Raw genomic sequence first — 16,642 nt, forward strand, 5'->3', positions numbered from 1 at the left:
GGGGCCAAGAGCCTCGCGCCTTTCGGGTGTTTCACATGCCGAGATTCGGCCCTTGTTCGTTGGCGATCACGCGCTCGTTGACGTCTTCCAGCGCGCGGCCGGTCGTCTTCGGGCCAAGCACGCCCACGTCGATCATCAAGAGCAGCATGGCGCCCGCGACGACGGAGAACATGGCGGTGGCGCCATGCGCATGCAGCACAGGCAGGAGGATAAACGGCATCAGGCCGCTCATCAGGCGGCTCAGGCTGTACGCCGTGCCCACGGCCGTGGCGCGAACGGACGTCGGATAAATCTCGGCCTGGAAGATATGGTAGCCGTTCGAGAAGATGTTGCTCGCGAGCGTATACAAAAAGCCAAACAGCATGATGAGTCCGGGCTGGGTGGTCATGCCGAAGAGAATGCCGAAGACGCCCATGCAAAAGGCTGCACCGACCACAATCCACTTGCGTTCCATCCGCTCCACAATCGGCACCGAAAGGAGCGAGCCGACGGGGTAGCCGATGAAACTCACGGCTGCATAGGTGAGCGAAGTCGTGATCGTCAGGCCCTTGCTCGCCAGGACGAGCGGAACCAGGGTGCCAAAGCCGTAGTAGCCGAAGGTTTGGAGAATTTGAAAGATCCAAAGCATGACGGTGCGCTTGGCGTAGGTCGGCGTGAACAAGGTCCCCAGCGGCACGCGCTTGGGCTCCATGGTGTCGCCAGACACAAGCAGCTCATTCGCTGATTGCCCAAGTTCGGATAGGAATTTCGCGAGGATTCGGTTGGCCTCCTCGTGGCGGCCCACCGACTCGAGCCACCGAGGCGACTCGGGCAAGAGGCTCTGCAGCGCCCAAACGATGATGGCGCCCACCGATCCGATGACAAACAGCCACCTCCACCCCGCCATGAGGAAGTGTGTGGGCACGAGGGCACGTGCCAGAAAGCCCTCCACCGGCGTGGCGCAAAACTCGAGGGTGTACGTCCACGCCATGATCCGACCCCGGTTGTGCGCCGGGAAAATTTCGCTCAGGTACACGTCGCAAAGCGGCAAGAGTGCACCAATGCCAAGGCCCGCGAGGAAACGGAAGATGATGAGAACGGTTGCGTTCGGGCTGAACGCTGCGATGAAGGTGAACACAGAATAGGTTGAGAGAATGCCGAGGAATGCCGCTTTGCGCCCGACGCGATCGGCCAGCGCATTGAATCCGATGCTCCCAATGAACATGCCGAGGAATGCGGAGGAAAGCAGCAGCGCCTGTTCCGACTTGGCGATGTGAAACGCTTTCGTCAGCACCGTGCCAAGCACACCTGACAGGTAGATGTCGAAGAGGTCAAAGAACAGGCTGATGCCGACGATCACGGCGATGCGCTTGTGCCATCGCGTGAGCGGCATCTGGTTGAGTCGTGCCGCGACAACTTGAGAAGCCATCGTCATCTCCCTCGCTTTCGATGTCTAGAGCCTGCCGCGTGAACTCACCTCCTTGGGCAGGGCGGGATCGAGTTCGCTCATCCTCCATTTTACACAAAACAGTCCTGTAAAGATGAAAGAGTCGTATTTGTTTGAGTTATTTCACATGATTCATGTCCTCTGGATAAGACAATAAAACGCTCATTTGACCTATCCACATCGGGTTATTTTACGTGTAAATTTACTCATAAAAACAAGTTAAAAATGATTTCGAAAGGAGGCAATGTCATGGCGACGATGAAGGATGTCGCTGAACTAGCCAGAGTATCGATTGCCATCGTATCCCGAGTCTTGAACGATGACCGATCTCTGTCGATCCCGGATTCTACGCGTAAGAGAGTCATCGAAGCTGCGAATCAGCTCAATTATCAAGTTAAAAAAAGGCGTCAAAAATCAGTTTTAAAATCACTAAAAAAGGTGGCTATCGTTGATTTTCATCCTGAGGACCAGGAGCGAGATGATCCTTACTTCTGGCCTATGGTGCAAGGCATTGAGCTTGAATGCCAAGAACAAGGATTACCCCATCCTTCGAAGATCTATGTCAAATCCGCGGATGAATTTGACCCGCTCGAACTGTCGCAATATGACGGCGTGCTCGTCATCGGAGCAGAGGAATGGTCTGGCTGGGAGGGAGTTCGGCATCCAGGACTTATATTTTTGGATCATTGCCCCAATCCCGACGAGTATCCGTCAGTCGTTTTAAACTTCGCAGCTGCTGTCCGACAGGTGTTTAGCCATTTTTGGAAACTGGGATATCGCGAGTTCGGTTACATCGGAGGTCTGCGGCTATTCGGGATGGACGAGCGAGAGGCGACATTTCGAGCGTGTGTCAAATCGGCCTTGGGGTCTGAGCCTGCTGTAGCCCATGGCGACTGGTCGACGTCGGGTGGTTACGAAGCCATGCGTGCATTGCTAGAGTCAGACATCGCTTTACCAAGGGCCATTTTCGCAGCTAGCGACCCGATGGCCATTGGAGCTATTCGAGCGCTTGCCGAAGCCGGCAAAAAGGTCCCTGAAGATGTCGCTGTTGTAGGGTTTGACGACATTGAAGTGGCTCCTTACGTCAATCCCGCACTCACGACCGTTCGAGTTCAGCCTGAGCTCATGGGGAGAATTGGTGTTCGAATGCTCTTGCATCCCTATGACGATGAGGTGCCCTTGCAGGTCGTGATGCCATATCGGCTCGTCGTGCGGGAAAGCTGCGGAGCTTATGAGAGCGTGCCCGCGCTGGGAGGTGTGTGAGTTCGTGAGGAAAGCGACCGGGACTGTTCTGACCTACATCGTGCTTGCTGTATGCGCCTTCATTTCGCTGTTTCCTTACCTCTGGGCCATCTTAACTTCTCTGAAACCTGAAAACGAGGTGTTCTCGCCACACTTTCTCTCACTGCCCTCGCACCTGGAGTGGTCGAACTATGCGTATGTCTTCCATACCACGGGCATGGCACGTTACTTACTCAACACGTTCATCGTCGCAGTCGCCAATGTAATGGGTCAGTTTGTCTTTGCATCCATGGCTGCGTACGGCTTCGCTCGTTTCGACTTTAGAGGTAAAAATACCATCTTCATGATGTACCTGAGCACGCTCATGATACCGAATATCGTGACACTCATACCCTTGTTCATCATGATGAAGTATTTGGGATGGATTAACACGTACTACGCACTCATTGCTCCTACGGTGCTCGGAACCCCTGTTTCGATTTTCTTGTTAAGGCAATTCTTTATGACCATACCTGCGGAAATTGAGGAAGCAGCCCGCATCGACGGAGCAGGCGTTGTCCGCGTCTTTTTGCAGGTCATTTTACCGCTCAGTAAACCCATTCTTGCGACATTGGCCATCATCACGTTTGTATCCTCTTGGAACAATTTTCTCTGGCCACTCATTGTCACGAACACGGATTCTATGAAGCTTGTCAGTGTGGGGGTCGCATCATTCCAGTTTCAAATCGGCGCCGAGTGGAACTACATGATGGCGGCCTCGACGATAGCGCTACTTCCCTTGTTGATACTCTTTGTCTTTTTCCAGAGAAGGATTATTGAGTCCATTCAACTCACCGGCCTCAAGTGATCTTTCGGGAGGTGATGTGTTCGCGAGCAGACGTTGAGGGTCATTTCCAGACAACGCGTTCATCGAACTTGCATCGAAATGAAGGGGGTTCGAATTGTATGCACAAGATGCGTCGAGGGTGTCTCTTTGCATTGCCACTGGCTGCAGCGGTGGCGCTCACAGGATGTGGAACGCAGGTCAATGGCGGACAGGCGTCTTCTTCAACTGCGCCTGGCAACGCCTCGACAAACGTCGTGACGCTGCACTACATGCTGTGGGACCCGAACGAAGAGATTGGATACAAAAAGTCGATCGCGGTTTTTGAGAAGTTGCATCCAAACATTAAGGTCGTGATCGAGCAGTATCCTTGGTCTCAGTACTGGCAGAAACTCGAGACCGAAATGGCGGCGGGTACAGCGCCTGACGTATTTTGGGATCATGTCACCTATTTCCCGACTTTCGTTACGAACGGGCAACTTCTCAACCTGACGCCCTACATCAAGAGCTCACACGTGGATTTGAGTCAGTATTATCCCAACCTTCTTAAGCAGTACGAGTACAACGGAAATCTTTATGGGTTACCGAAGGATTGGGATACCATTGCCATCTTTTATAACAAAAAGCTATTCGAAAAAGAGCATGTGCCGTTTCCTACGAATCTCACCTGGAATCCCGAGAATGGCGGAACTCTCTTAAAGTTAGCTGAAGAAATGACGATTGACAAGAACGGTAAGCATCCCGGACAACCTGGGTTCAATCCGAATGAAATTGTTCAATATGGGTTCATGTCCTACGACTCGAACCAGACATTCTATTATAACTTTCTCGCTGAAGATGGTGTTAAGATCCTAAACCACAATTTCGGTACCCAGGTCATGATGGACACCCCGCAGGCCGTGAAGACGATGCAGAACCTTCTCGACATGATTTACAAGTATCATGTATCTCCTCCTGCAGCTGAGGGCGCGAATGTCGTGAATAGCGAGGGTAATGCGCAACAGCTGTTTGAAGAGGGCAAGTTGGCCATGTACACCGACGGAGACTGGGTTTTGACGCCGGTTGTGAAGGCTTCAAACTTCCCTGTGGGAATCGCTCCTTTGCCCGTCGGACCGGACGGCCGCGTGTCGGTTATGAATGGTCTTTCGGATGCCATTTATGCGCACACGAAATATCCGAAGCAGGCTTGGGAGCTTGTTCAGTGGCTTGCAAGCCCGCAGTCCGAGCGCATCCTGGCATCTGGAGGTTACGTCTGGCCCGGCATTAAATCCCTCGCTCCCCTATTCGCGCAGGCATGGGCGAAGAAGGGTGTGGACGTCACGCCCTTTCTTGAGGAATCGAGGGGAAAAACGATTTCCTTCCCAATTACGGTCAACTGGGGGCAGGCTGAAAACGCTATCGATAAAGAATTTGATCTGATGTGGCTGAATAAGGTGTCGCCATCGCAAGCGCTGCAAACCGCTGTGCAACAAGCTGATGCGGCCTTGAATGGCGGACAGTGAGCGGGTCGTGGACAAAGGGAGGGCCTTATGAACCGCCCTCCCGATTTAGGAACGATGGAGCGTGGGTGGTATGGGTGTAAACATCGCGGTGACCTCGGAAGAGCGTGTTCATAGGCGACGACCATCCCTCGTGGGGAGGGCTGTGGCACCGTATGCATTTATTCTACCGAGTCTCATCGGTGTGCTCGCATTTTTATTGATTCCGGCAGTAGCTGTTTTGGTGATTAGCTTTTTCAACTGGAATATGCTTTCGCCTCCGCGATTCGTCGGATTCAGAAACTATGTGGACATTCTCCATGACCCAATTGCGCTTCACTCGATGCTAACCACGGTGTATTACGTGGTTCTCAATATCCCACTTCAGACGATTTTCGCTATCCTGCTCGCCCTATTGGTCAATCGCAGGTTGCCCGGTATGGGAGTCTTTCGAGCACTTCTCGTGCTCCCATGGTTGGCCATGCCCGTTGCGATTTCAGTTGTGTGGAATATGATTTTTGATCCGACCAATGGGGTGCTTAACAATCTGCTTGCTATCGTTGGAATTCACCCGCAACAATGGCTTTCATCGCCCGTCGAAGCGTTGCCGTGCGTCGCAGCGGTCAATATATGGCAGTGGACAGGGTACAACATGTTGTTTTTTCTCGCCGGTCTTCAAAGCATCCCGGCCTACCTATATGAAGCAGCTAACCTTGATGGTGCCGGGCGCGTGCGGAAGTTTTTCTCCATCACACTCCCGCTTTTACGTCCTACGCTGCTATTTGTATTGATTACAAGTGTCATTGGCTCTTTCCAAGTATTTGACACGGTTTACGTCATGACTGAGGGAGGTCCGGGTACCGCAACGAATGTATACAACTACTATATCTTTCAACAAGGTTTCCAATTTTTTCACATGGGTTACGCAGCTGCTCTCTCCGTCATTCTATTTGTTGTCATCTTGCTCGTTACGCTCGCGCAATTTCGATTCGTGGGTCGTGGAACCACGTACGACATGGGATAAAAGGACATGTCATAAAAAACTGATCATCTCGTGCATCTAGAGGGAGTGTCGATAGTGAGCAAGATCACATTTATCGGTGCTGGCAGCACAGTATTTGCGAAAAATGTTCTTGGCGACTGCATGCTTACGCCGTCCATCGATGGGTTTGAATTCGCGCTTTATGATATTGATGAGGAGCGCCTGCGTGATTCGGAACGGATGTTACTGAACCTGAAGCACCAGTTGAAAGCGAATGTAAAAATCAAAGCTTATCACGATAGAAGGCTAGCGCTCGCGGGTGCGAAGTACGTGATCAATGCGATACAGGTTGGAGGATACAAACCGAGCACGGTGATTGATTTCGAGGTTCCGAAAAAGTACGGGTTGCGTCAGACCATCGGCGACACGGTCGGCATCGGGGGCTTGTTTCGAGCACTACGAACGATACCTGTCATGTTATCGATCGCGCGTGATATGCAAGAGCTGTGTCCCGACGCTTGGTTCTTCAACTATACGAATCCGATGGCCGTCCTTACGAATGCAATGATTACCTATGGCGGAATCAAGACGGTAGGACTGTGCCACAGCGTGCAAGTCTGTGTTCCGCAGCTGTTCGAGAGACTCGGAATGGACGCCACGGACGTTGAATATAAAATTGCTGGCATCAACCATATGGCTTGGCTACTTGAGATTAAAAGGAACGGCGAAGATCTGTACCCCGAGATTAAAAGACGTGCGCGCGAGATGCAACAACAGAAGCATGACGACATGGTGAGATTTGAGCTTATGTTAAAATTCGGATACTATGTCACGGAGTCGTCTGAGCATAATGCAGAGTATCACCCTTATTTTATCAAAAAGACGCATCCTGAGTTGATTGACAAGTTCAATATTCCTCTTGACGAGTATCCTCGGAGGTGTGTCGCACAGATTGAGCAATGGCAACACATGCGCGAAGAACTCGTGGAAAACCGAAATCTTCAACACACTCGAACGCATGAGTATGCATCGTACCTGATTGAAGCGATGGAGACGAATGTCCCCTACAAATTCGGGGGCAACGTCATGAATACTGGCTTGATTGAAAATCTGCCGAGGGAAGCGTGTGTAGAGGTACCATGTGTGGCGGACAAATCTGGCATTAGCGCTACCTACGTGGGGCGCCTGCCTGAGCAGTGCGCTGCTCTGAATCGAACGAACATCAATACGCAGCTGATGACGTTGGAGGCTGCCGTCACCCAGAAGAGAGAAGCCGTCTATCAGGCCGCGTTTTTAGATCCGCATACCGCCGCAGAGCTCACATTAGATGAAATTGTTGCCTTGTGCGACGACTTGATTGAAGCCCATGGAGATTGGCTTCCACAGTTCCGCTAATGAGTGAACACAATCTGTATCTTTACGGCCCCGCAGAGTCACCTCTGTGGGGATTCTTTTTTAGCTGGTCATCCGTCATTTCGCACTTCTCTGAACACACTGCCATCCCTGCTTTTCGGCCTAGTTCCTGTATAATGAGGCTATGTAACCGCTATCGAAACGACGGCGCCCGAGCGACAGGGCCTCGTCCGGCGCCACGAGGAGGCTTCGTCATGACGGAAGCGTACAGACCCGGTTTAGAAAACGTCATCGCATGCGAGACCGAGATTTCGTTTTTGGACGTGGACCACGAGGAGATCGTGCTGCGCGGCTACGACCTCATCGATCTGGCCAAGAAAGTGTCGTATATTGATATCATTGGTCTCTTGATTGACAAGCGCTTGCCTAACGACGAGGAGCGGCAGGCCATCGAGGCGTCGCTAAAGTCCCACCGGCAAGTGCCTCCGAACCTTTGGGCGATTCTCAAGCACCTGCCGTCCAGCACGCACCCGATGGACATGTTGCGCACCGGCGTTTCAGCGCTCTCGGGCTTTGATCCGAATCTCGACGATCAGTCGCCCGCGGCGAATCGGGATCGAGCGATGCGACTGTTGGCGCAGGTGCCGCAGATTGTCGCGGCGAGCCACCACATCGGCCAGGGTGCAGAGCCGATTGCGCCGCGCGATGATCTGTCCTTCGTCGCAAACGGGCTGTACATGATCACCGGGCGCGAGCCGAGCCCCGATGAGGTCAAGTACTTTGACCAGGTGCTCATGGTGTACTGCGAGCACGAGCTGCCGAACTCCACTTTCGCGGCGCGCGTCATCACCTCGACGCTCTCCGATATGTACGGCGCGCTGACGGGCGCGGTGGCTTCGCTCAAGGGACCTCTTCACGGCGGGGCGAACGAGGCCGTGATGGAGATGCTGCTCGAGGCGCAGACGGTGGAAGGTTTTGAACGCCTCATCCGCTCAAAGCTCGCCAACAAGGAGAAAATCATGGGCTTTGGGCATCGCGTCTATATGAAGAAGATGGACCCTCGCGCTCAAATGATGAAAGAAGCGCTTCAGGAGATGGCGGGGACGCATCCGGAGGCCAAGAAGTGGCTTGAGATGTGCGTCGTGGGCGAAGACATCATGCGTCAGGAGAAGGGGCTGTATCCGAATCTCGACTACTACGCTGCGCCGGTCATGTACATGCTCGGCATCCCGGTCCCGCTCTTCACGCCGGTCTTCTTCGCGGCGCGCGTCGTGGGGCTGTCGGCGCACGTGATGGAGCAGTTGGCCCACAATCGCATCTTCCGCCCGCGCGTGCTGTACAAGGGACCGCGCGGCCTCAAGGCCTGACGCGCGTCGAATCGTAAGCCAAGCGCGTCGCGGCGGCATCCATCTTCATGCTGGGCTTGAAGCGGGCGGCCTCGCCGCCCGGAATTTTGTCGTGTGCAGGGGGAATGACGATGAGTGGCAGAGTGGACCGTCAGGGCGGCCGCCCGTTTGACGATGCCATCGTTCAGATGACCGACTACGTGATGAAGCCCGAGGTGGCGAGCGAGGAAGCCTTGAATATCGCGCGGCACGTCCTCATGGACACGCTCGGCGTGGGGCTTCTCGCCCTTTCGTTTCCGGAGTGCGCGAAACACATTGGCCCCTATGTCCCGGGGGCCTCGATGCCTGGCGGCGTGCGCGTGCCTGGCACCAAGTATGAGCTCGATCCCGTCCAGGCCGCATTCAACATCGGCGCCATGATCCGCTGGCTCGACTACAACGACACGTGGCTCGCCATGGAGTGGGGGCACCCGTCGGACAACCTCGGCGGAATTCTCGCCGTGGCCGACTACGTGAGCCGCGAAGCGCGCAAGCGGGGGCGCGCGCCGATGACCGTGGGCCAGGTGCTTGAGCGCATGGTCCAGGCGCACGAGATTCAGGGCGTGCTCGCGCTCGAAAACAGCCTCAACCGCCGCGGGCTCGATCACGTCCTGTTCGTGAAGGTGGCTTCCACGGCCGTGACCAGCGCGATGCTCGGCGGATCGCGCGAGCAGATTCAAAACGCCATCTCGAACGCCTGGATCGACAACGCGCCGCTCCGCACGTACCGCCATGCACCCAACACGGGATCGCGCAAGTCGTGGGCGGCAGGCGATGCGACGAGCCGCGCCGTCTGGCTCGCGTTCATGGCGCTGCGCGACGAGATGGGATATCCGAGCGCGCTGACCGCGCCGCAATGGGGCTTCAACGATGTCGTGATGGGCGGCAAGCCTATTGTGCTCGCCCGGCCCCTCGGTTCCTACGTGATGGAGAATGTGCTTCTGAAAATCTCCTTCCCAGCCGAGTTCCACGCGCAGACCGCGGTGGAGTGCGCCTTCCAGTTGCATCCGCAGGTGAAGGATCGGCTGGACGAGATTGAGCGCATCGTCATCACGACCCACGAATCCGCGATTCGCATCATCGACAAGAAGGGCCCCCTCCACAATCCGGCGGACCGCGATCACTGCATTCAGTACATGGTCGCCGTGGGCCTCATTTACGGCGATCTGCGCGCGGAACACTACGAGGACGAGACGGCGAGCGATCCGCGCATCGATGCCCTGCGCGAGAAGATGGAGGTCGTCGAGGATCCGCGCTACAGCAAGGATTATCTCGATCCCGACAAGCGCTCCATCGCCAATGCGGTGCAGATCTTCTTCCGGGACGGATCGCACACGGAGAAAGTGGAGGTGGAGTACCCGATTGGCCACCGCCGGCGCCGCGCGGAGGGGCTGCCAAAGGTGATCGAGAAGTTCCGCGCGAATCTCCTGACCCGCTTCCCAGAAAAACGCGCCGAGCGCATTCTCGATCTCTGCCTCGATGCCGAGCGGCTGCGCGAGACGCCGGTCGACGAATTCATGGAGCTGTTTGTCATCTGAGAGGGGGCATGGACGTTGGCGTGGCTGGTGGAGCAACAACCAAGCCAGGAGGAGCTGGCCAGGCGGTTTCTCGCGCGGATCCAGGAGCCGCGCATCCTCAAAATTCCCGGCGCACACGACGGACTCACGGCGCGCCTCGCGAAGCAGGCGGGTTTTGAAGCCATCTACCTGTCGGGCGCCGCGTACACCGCAAGCCGCGGTTTGCCCGATCTCGGCATCGTCTACTCGAACGAGGTGGCGGAGCGGGCCGCCGATCTCGTTCGCGCATCCGGGCTGCCCCTGCTCGTCGACATCGACACCGGCTACGGTGGAGTCTTGAACGTCGCCCGCACGGCGAAGGAGATGCTCGAGGCCCGGGTGGCGGCTGTGCAAATTGAGGATCAGGTCATGCCGAAGAAGTGCGGCCATTTGAACGGCAAGAAGCTCGTCGAGCCGTCCGAGATGGTGGAAAAGATCCGCATGTTGAAAACCGTGGCGCCGACGCTCGTGGTGGTGGCGCGATCGGACGCGAAGAGCGTGGAGGGACTGGACGCGCTCGTGGATCGCGCCAATCGGTACGTCGAGGCGGGGGCGGATGCCATCTTCCCGGAGGCGTTGACCACGGAGGAAGAGTTTCGCCAAGTGGCGGAGCGCGTGCCGGTGCCGCTGCTTGCGAACATGACGGAGTTCGGGCGGACGCCGTACTACACCGCGGATCAATTTGAGTCGTGGGGTTACCGCATGGTGATTTACCCCGTGACGAGCGTGCGCGTCGCGGCGAAGGCTATCGAGCGCGTCTTCGAGGCGATTCAGCGCGAGGGGACGCAAAAGTCGCTGCTTGCCGAGATGCAGTCGCGCGAGGAGCTGTACCAAGCCATCCGCTACTTCGATTACGAGGCGCTGGACGAGCACATCGCCAAGACCGTGCTGGAGGATTCGATGAAGCGCGCGGACCGGTGAATCAAGCGATGGGGCGGGCCCTTTGGCCCGCCTTCTTCGAGGAGGAAAAGTCGGTTGGAGCGGTCGCTACCTGCACTGAAAGACATCGAGCGGGCGCGGGAACGGATTCGGGGCAGCGTGCTGTACACGCCGCTCGATTACTCCGAGACCTTTTCTCGCATGTCGGACAATGAGATCTACCTCAAGTTGGAGAATCTGCAGAAGACGGGATCGTTCAAGCTGCGCGGCGCGCTGAACAAGATCACGGCGCTCGCGGAGTCGGGTGCGCTCGCCGGCGTTGTCGCCGCCTCGGCCGGCAACCACGCGCAGGGTGTGGCTTACGCGGCGCGCGGGCGCGGCGTGCCCTGCACCATCGTCATGCCGGAAGGCGCGAGCCTGGCCAAGATCATGGCGACGCAGCGCTACGGCGCGCGCGTGGTGCTTCATGGGGACGATTACGACGCGGCGTACGGCCACGCGAGCGAGATCGCGATGCGCGAGGGGCTCACCTACATTCACGCGTTTGACGATCCCGACATCATCGCCGGGCAGGGGACGATCGGCCTTGAGATTGCGGAGCAACTGCCCGATGTGGGCGCCGTGGTGGTGCCGATGGGCGGCGGGGGGCTCGCCGCGGGTATCGCCATCGCCTTGAAGGCCCTGCGCCCTGGGGTGAAGGTCATTGGCGTGCAGGCCAAGGCCGTGCCGGCCTTCCGCCACGCGCTCGATTTCGGAGCCATCGAGACCGTGCCCGCCGAGCCGACGATTGCGGACGGCATTGCCGTCAGGCGCCCTGGTGCGCTCACGTTCCAAGCTGCGAAGCAGTACATCGACGACGTCGTCGTCGTGGAGGAGGACGAGATCGCGCGGGCGATGATTCTCTTGATGGAGCGGTCCAAGCTCGTGGTGGAAGGCGCAGCAGCCACCACCATCGCGGCCGTGCTCAGCAAGAAGGTGCCGGCTGGGCTGGGGAAGGTCGTCGCGGTCTTGTCCGGGGGCAACGTGGACGTGGTGGTGTTGTCGCGCATCATCGAGCACGGCCTGGTCGAGTCCGGCCGGTATCTGCGCCTGGCCGTGACCATTCAGGATCGCGTCGGCGCGCTGCGCGATTTGTTGGACATTGTGGCACGACTGCGCGCGAACGTGCTCACCGTGCATCACCAGCGGGTTGGATCGCACATCCACCTCGGGCAGACGGAGGTCGAGATCGACTTGGAGACGCGCGATCACGCCCACATTCGCCTCATCTGCGACACGCTGCGCCAGGCAGGCTATGAGCCGGTCATCCGGGATTAATGACCGGCTCGGGGCGGCCGTCATCGCCGCTTACGATGTGCGTGTTGTCGCGCTGCGGCGAACCAACACCCCAGTCTTGCGGTAGGATGGATGTGGAGGGGTGGAACCATGCCGAAACCAGAGCGCAAGGACGACGTTCGCTATACGTATCGGGACTACGTGGCGTGGGATGGGCCAGAGCGGTGGGAACTGATCCAAGGGGTGCCTTACATGCTCGCGAGCCCCTCACCGCTTCACCAGCAGATTGTCCTGCAGCTGGGGGCCGAGTTTGCCCTGTATCTTCGAGGAAAGTCATGCCAGGCCTACGTAGCCCCCATGGACCTGTGCTTTGACGAAGATGAGGGCACGATGGATGTGGTCCAGCCGGACCTGTTCATCATGTGTCCGCCCTTTCAAGCGGACCGCCGCGTCGTCGGCATTCCCGTTCTTGTCGTGGAGGTCCTTTCTCCGTCCACCGCGGCGCATGATACCATCCGCAAGATGTTGCTCTATGAGCGCGCAGGTGTGCCGGAGTACTGGATTGTGGAGCCAGAAGAGCGCGTCGTGCACGTGTACCGCGCCAACGGCGGTACCCTCCGCTGGAACACGTCGAACCGCGTGGGCGATCGCATTTCGCCCGTGGCGTTTCCCGACCTCTCCGTCGACGTCGGCATTCTCTTCGATACATGAGCTCGCGCGAGGCGCTTGCTCGGAACGTCAAAAGGGCCGGGTTTACACCCAGCCCCCATCGTTGTTGTTGCCAGGGTCGTCAAACGGCCCGTTTTGAAATCCATCGTCCCGAAAGTCGACTTGGTTGTCCCAGGTGTCTGACGCATTCCAGTCCTGCATCTGCCCCGGGTCCACCGGGTTGCCATTCGGATCATACAGGCCGCCTTGATCCATCATCACCTGTTGCTGAAGCTGCTCGATCTCGTCCTGCTGAATAATGTTCTGCTGCAGGAGCGCGTCGATCATCTGCTGATCTTCCATTTGACGGAACATGTCGTATTGCATCGCGTCGATTCGACCCTGCTCAAAGAGCCAGGACAATAGGGCACCTGCCGCCATGCCTCCCAGGAACGAGCCAGCGCCGCCAAACCCGGGGCGATAGCCTCCGTAAGGTGGCGTCACATCGTACGTGGGGCCGTAGCTCGGGCCGTAGTTCGATTGAAAAGGGCCCTGTTGATACGGACCGCCTTGCGGCGATTGGAAGGGACCTCGGCGGTAGACCGGCCCTTGGCTTTGGTTCCTGCGAGCAAACAGGATGACCAGCAGAATGACGATCACGACGAGCAGGAGAATCACCAACAATGGGCTCACCTCGCCTGAGTGGTACCCTTATCATAGCGCGTTTTTTCCCTTTCCAACCACCTGTTATGCGAAAAAACTGTTGCAATCTGCGATGCGCGTGCTATAATTGGTCAAGGAAAGACAAAGTCAAAAAACGCCGCAAGAAGGTCAAAGTTAGTCAATATCAGTATCCAGCTCAGTTGTTCGTCTTGCTCAGTTGTTTGTCTTGATGGGTCGCGCCTTGAAACAAGCGGCGTCCCGGATCTGAGTGGGCAGCTTGGAGGTGTCTCACGATGCCATTCATCGGACCTGGATTCAGCATGGGCGGAGGTTTTCCGTTTGACGATCTCTTTCGGCAGATGAGCATGCATGGCCCGGGAGGGCAGGTCGGGACCTTGCCTGGAGGCCAGCAGGGCAGTGTGCTCGACCAATTTGGGCGCAACCTCACCGAGCTGGCCAAGGCGGGGAAGATCGATCCGCTCATCGGGCGCAACGAGGAAGTGGAGCGCACGCTTGAAATTTTGAACCGGCGCAATAAGAATAACCCGGTTCTCATTGGTGAGCCAGGCGTCGGGAAAACCGCCATCGTCGAAGGCATCGCGCTTCGCATCGCCGAAGGGCGCGTGCCGCAAAAGCTTGCAGGCAAGACGATTTATGCGCTCGACGTGGCGTCGCTCGTCGCGGATACCGGGATTCGTGGCCAGTTCGAGAGTCGCATGAAGCAACTGATTGCCGAACTCGAGTCGCGCCGTGACGTGATCGCGTTTATTGATGAGATTCACCTGTTGGTCGGCGCGGGAGCCGCTCAGGGCGGGCTGGACGCCGGCAACATTCTCAAGCCGGCGCTTGCGCGCGGCGACCTTCAGATCATCGGCGCCACCACGCTCGACGAGTACCGTCAAATTGAGAAGGACCCGGCGCTCGAGCGCAGGTTCCAGCCAGTGATGGTGAACGAGCCGTCCGTCGAGGAGGCGGTGCGCATTCTCGAAGGTTTGCGGCCGCGGTATGAGACATACCACGGTGTGCGGTATACCGATGGCGCGATTCGCGCATGCGTGACACTGTCGCATCGCTACATCGGAGATCGATTTCTCCCGGACAAGGCCATCGACTTGATGGACGAGGCCGGATCGAAGGCCAACCTGCAGCACGGCGATGCCCTGAACGTGGAGGCGCGGCTCGCGGCCATCGCGCGGGAGAAGGAGGCTGCCATCCGCCAGGAGGCGTACGAGCGCGCGGCCGAGCTGAAGGCCGAGGAAGAGAGGCTTCGCGCGGAGTTGGCGCGTGGGGCTGCCACCTCCGGCCCGCCGGTCATCGATGAGGAGCACATCGCCGCGATCGTCGAGGCGAAGACCGGCATCCCGGTCACGCGGATGCAGGCGGAAGAACAAGCAAAACTGAAGAACCTCGAGGCGGATCTGCAGGCGGTCGTGATCGGCCAAGAAGAGGCCGTGCGCCAGGTGGCTCGCGCCATTCGCCGCAGCCGCGTCGGGCTGCGCAAGGGCGATCGACCGATTGGCAGCTTTCTCTTCGTCGGACCGACCGGCGTCGGGAAGACGGAGATGGCTCGGCGGCTGGCCGAAATCTTGTTTGGCTCGAGGGACGCGATGATCCGGCTCGATATGAGCGAGTACATGGAAAAGCACGCCGTGTCGAAGCTCATCGGTGCGCCGCCAGGGTACGTCGGATATGAGCAGGCGGGCCAGCTGACCGAGCAGGTGCGCCGGCACCCGTATAGCCTGATTCTGGTGGACGAGATCGAAAAGGCGCATCCAGATGTGCAGCACAGATCATGGAAGATGGGCGCCTGACCGACAGCCAGGGCCGGACGGTGAGCTTCAAGGACACGCTCATCATCATGACCTCGAATGCGGGTGAAGTGGAGCGGAAGAACCACGTTGGGTTTGCCGTCCGTGCGGACGAGGACAAGCGGCTCGACGTCGATCTCGGCGATCTATCCGCCTACTTCAAGCCGGAATTCCTGAACCGGTTTGACGCGATTGTTCGGTTCCGCCCGCTTGGTCAAACGGACGTGCAGCGCATCGTCGAACTGATGCTCACGGAGGTGCGCGAGCTTCTTGCGGAACGGGGTGTGTCGCTGTCCTGGACCGAGGAGGCCGTAGAATGGTTGGCGAAGCGAGGCTATCACCCAGCCTTCGGCGCGCGCCCGCTGCGTCGCACGGTGCAGACGTATGTGGAAGACCCCATCGCGGAAAAGCTGATTGACGAAGAGGTGCGCGAGATTGCACTTGAGGTCACTGGGGATTCGTTAACGCTTCGGATTGCGGAACCGGTCGCATCCGCGTGAGAAGCGAGCGAAAAGTGAGCGCGGGAGGCCGACTCGGCTCCCGCGCTCTTGTATGCTCCCCACGAATAGTTTCCTCACCAGAAGAAGAGCCCGAATAAAGCGTAGATGATGAGAAACGGCACGGCCCACCGCACCCAGCCGCCGCCGTAGCCGTAGCCTGGTACAGGGGCGCCATAGGGAGCCGCTCCGTAACCGGGAGTACCCAGGGGGCCCGGTCCAAACCCTCCATACGCAAGTTCGGCATCCACTCGGGGCGCAGCACCATCGGTCAAGATGAACGCAGGGACCGCCTGAGACCGGGGAGACCAAATCACCACACGACCATCTTCTGTGACCCGTTCAATCAAGCCTTGATGGCGCCCGTATGGGGTGCGAAACGTGACCCAACGCCCGACAAGGCGCTCACACTCAGCTCTTGTGCACATCGTTTCACCCCCCAACCGATTTCACGATATGTCGCTCAACAGCCTGCAGTCGCGGTGGAAGCCCGGATCGGGACCAAGATCCGGGCTTCATGACAACGCGAGAGGGCCAGCAAGATCTCAAAATAAAATTGAATTTGTTTTAAAAAGAGCGATATCTCACTCCGAACTATACTCAAGACTACGGAGTGTGAGAGCAGAT

At 57.6% G+C, this 16,642-nt stretch carries 13 protein-coding genes and 1 pseudogene; 11 read left to right on the forward strand and 3 right to left on the reverse strand.

What is annotated here, in order from left to right; all coding sequences use genetic code 11:
- Positions 1-31: 31 nt before the first annotated feature.
- Positions 32-1,408, reverse strand: a complete 1,377-nt coding sequence (locus tag BW934_RS09390; RefSeq protein WP_076347425.1) for an MFS transporter — start codon at positions 1,406-1,408, stop codon at positions 32-34.
- 267 nt (positions 1,409-1,675) lie between these two features.
- Here BW934_RS09390 and BW934_RS09395 point away from each other — a divergent pair, with 267 nt between their 5' ends.
- The 10 genes from BW934_RS09395 (at position 1,676) to BW934_RS09440 (ending at position 13,110) form a co-directional block, all read left to right on the forward strand.
- A complete protein-coding gene (locus BW934_RS09395) occupies positions 1,676-2,689 on the forward strand; it encodes a LacI family DNA-binding transcriptional regulator (protein ID WP_076347427.1) in 1,014 nt (337 codons plus the stop codon).
- A 4-nt stretch (positions 2,690-2,693) separates the two neighbouring features.
- Positions 2,694-3,515 carry a carbohydrate ABC transporter permease gene (locus BW934_RS09400; protein ID WP_076347429.1) on the forward strand — a complete coding sequence of 274 codons (822 nt, stop codon included), beginning with the start codon at positions 2,694-2,696 and terminating at the stop codon, positions 3,513-3,515.
- Positions 3,516-3,613: 98 nt separating this feature from the next.
- Positions 3,614-4,993 (forward strand): ABC transporter substrate-binding protein, encoded by a 1,380-nt coding sequence (locus BW934_RS09405; RefSeq protein WP_076347431.1) that lies wholly within the window; start codon positions 3,614-3,616, stop codon positions 4,991-4,993.
- A 142-nt stretch (positions 4,994-5,135) separates the two neighbouring features.
- Positions 5,136-5,993 (forward strand): carbohydrate ABC transporter permease, encoded by an 858-nt coding sequence (locus tag BW934_RS09410; protein WP_234969708.1) that lies wholly within the window; start codon positions 5,136-5,138, stop codon positions 5,991-5,993.
- A gap of 54 nt (positions 5,994-6,047) precedes the next feature.
- Positions 6,048-7,346, forward strand: a complete 1,299-nt coding sequence (melA, locus tag BW934_RS09415) for an alpha-glucosidase/alpha-galactosidase (RefSeq protein WP_076347435.1) — start codon at positions 6,048-6,050, stop codon at positions 7,344-7,346.
- A 212-nt stretch (positions 7,347-7,558) separates the two neighbouring features.
- Positions 7,559-8,671, forward strand: coding sequence for a citrate synthase (gene mmgD / locus BW934_RS09420; RefSeq protein WP_076347437.1), 1,113 nt, complete (start codon positions 7,559-7,561; stop codon positions 8,669-8,671).
- Between the two features lie 110 nt (positions 8,672-8,781).
- A complete protein-coding gene (locus tag BW934_RS09425) occupies positions 8,782-10,227 on the forward strand; it encodes a bifunctional 2-methylcitrate dehydratase/aconitate hydratase (RefSeq protein WP_076347439.1) in 1,446 nt (481 codons plus the stop codon).
- A 15-nt stretch (positions 10,228-10,242) separates the two neighbouring features.
- Positions 10,243-11,166: a methylisocitrate lyase gene (gene prpB, locus BW934_RS09430; RefSeq protein WP_076347441.1), complete on the forward strand. Its 924-nt coding sequence runs from the start codon at positions 10,243-10,245 to the stop codon at positions 11,164-11,166.
- A 54-nt stretch (positions 11,167-11,220) separates the two neighbouring features.
- Positions 11,221-12,441 (forward strand): threonine ammonia-lyase, encoded by a 1,221-nt coding sequence (gene ilvA / locus BW934_RS09435; protein WP_076347443.1) that lies wholly within the window; start codon positions 11,221-11,223, stop codon positions 12,439-12,441.
- 108 nt (positions 12,442-12,549) lie between these two features.
- Positions 12,550-13,110 (forward strand): Uma2 family endonuclease, encoded by a 561-nt coding sequence (locus BW934_RS09440; protein ID WP_076347445.1) that lies wholly within the window; start codon positions 12,550-12,552, stop codon positions 13,108-13,110.
- A gap of 42 nt (positions 13,111-13,152) precedes the next feature.
- Here the strand turns inward: BW934_RS09440 and BW934_RS09445 are convergent, their stop codons facing one another.
- Positions 13,153-13,725 carry a hypothetical protein gene (locus BW934_RS09445; RefSeq protein WP_234969713.1) on the reverse strand — a complete coding sequence of 191 codons (573 nt, stop codon included), beginning with the start codon at positions 13,723-13,725 and terminating at the stop codon, positions 13,153-13,155.
- 278 nt (positions 13,726-14,003) lie between these two features.
- Here BW934_RS09445 and BW934_RS09450 point away from each other — a divergent pair.
- Positions 14,004-16,018, forward strand: a pseudogene (locus BW934_RS09450) (ATP-dependent Clp protease ATP-binding subunit).
- A gap of 74 nt (positions 16,019-16,092) precedes the next feature.
- On the opposite strand, the gene BW934_RS09455 reads toward BW934_RS09450, so the two are convergent.
- On the reverse strand, positions 16,093-16,335 hold the full coding sequence (locus BW934_RS09455) for a hypothetical protein (RefSeq protein ID WP_234969709.1): 243 nt from the start codon (positions 16,333-16,335) through the stop codon (positions 16,093-16,095).
- Positions 16,336-16,642: the final 307 nt, after the last annotated feature.

It is taken from the genome of Alicyclobacillus vulcanalis (assembly GCF_900156755.1).
Classification (GTDB): Bacteria; Bacillota; Bacilli; order Alicyclobacillales; family Alicyclobacillaceae; genus Alicyclobacillus; species Alicyclobacillus vulcanalis.

Bases quoted from the DNA above. Each gene is read 5' to 3' on its own strand.
- BW934_RS09395 (WP_076347427.1), top strand. From the start codon at position 1,676: ATGGCGACGATGAAGGATGTCGCTGAACTAGCCAGAGTATCGATTGCC.
- BW934_RS09405 (WP_076347431.1), top strand. From the start codon at position 3,614: ATGCACAAGATGCGTCGAGGGTGTCTCTTTGCATTGCCACTGGCTGCA.
- BW934_RS09440 (WP_076347445.1), top strand. From the start codon at position 12,550: ATGCCGAAACCAGAGCGCAAGGACGACGTTCGCTATACGTATCGGGAC.
- BW934_RS09390 (WP_076347425.1), bottom strand. From the start codon at position 1,408: ATGGCTTCTCAAGTTGTCGCGGCACGACTCAACCAGATGCCGCTCACG.
- BW934_RS09425 (WP_076347439.1), top strand. From the start codon at position 8,782: ATGAGTGGCAGAGTGGACCGTCAGGGCGGCCGCCCGTTTGACGATGCC.
- mmgD (WP_076347437.1), top strand. From the start codon at position 7,559: ATGACGGAAGCGTACAGACCCGGTTTAGAAAACGTCATCGCATGCGAG.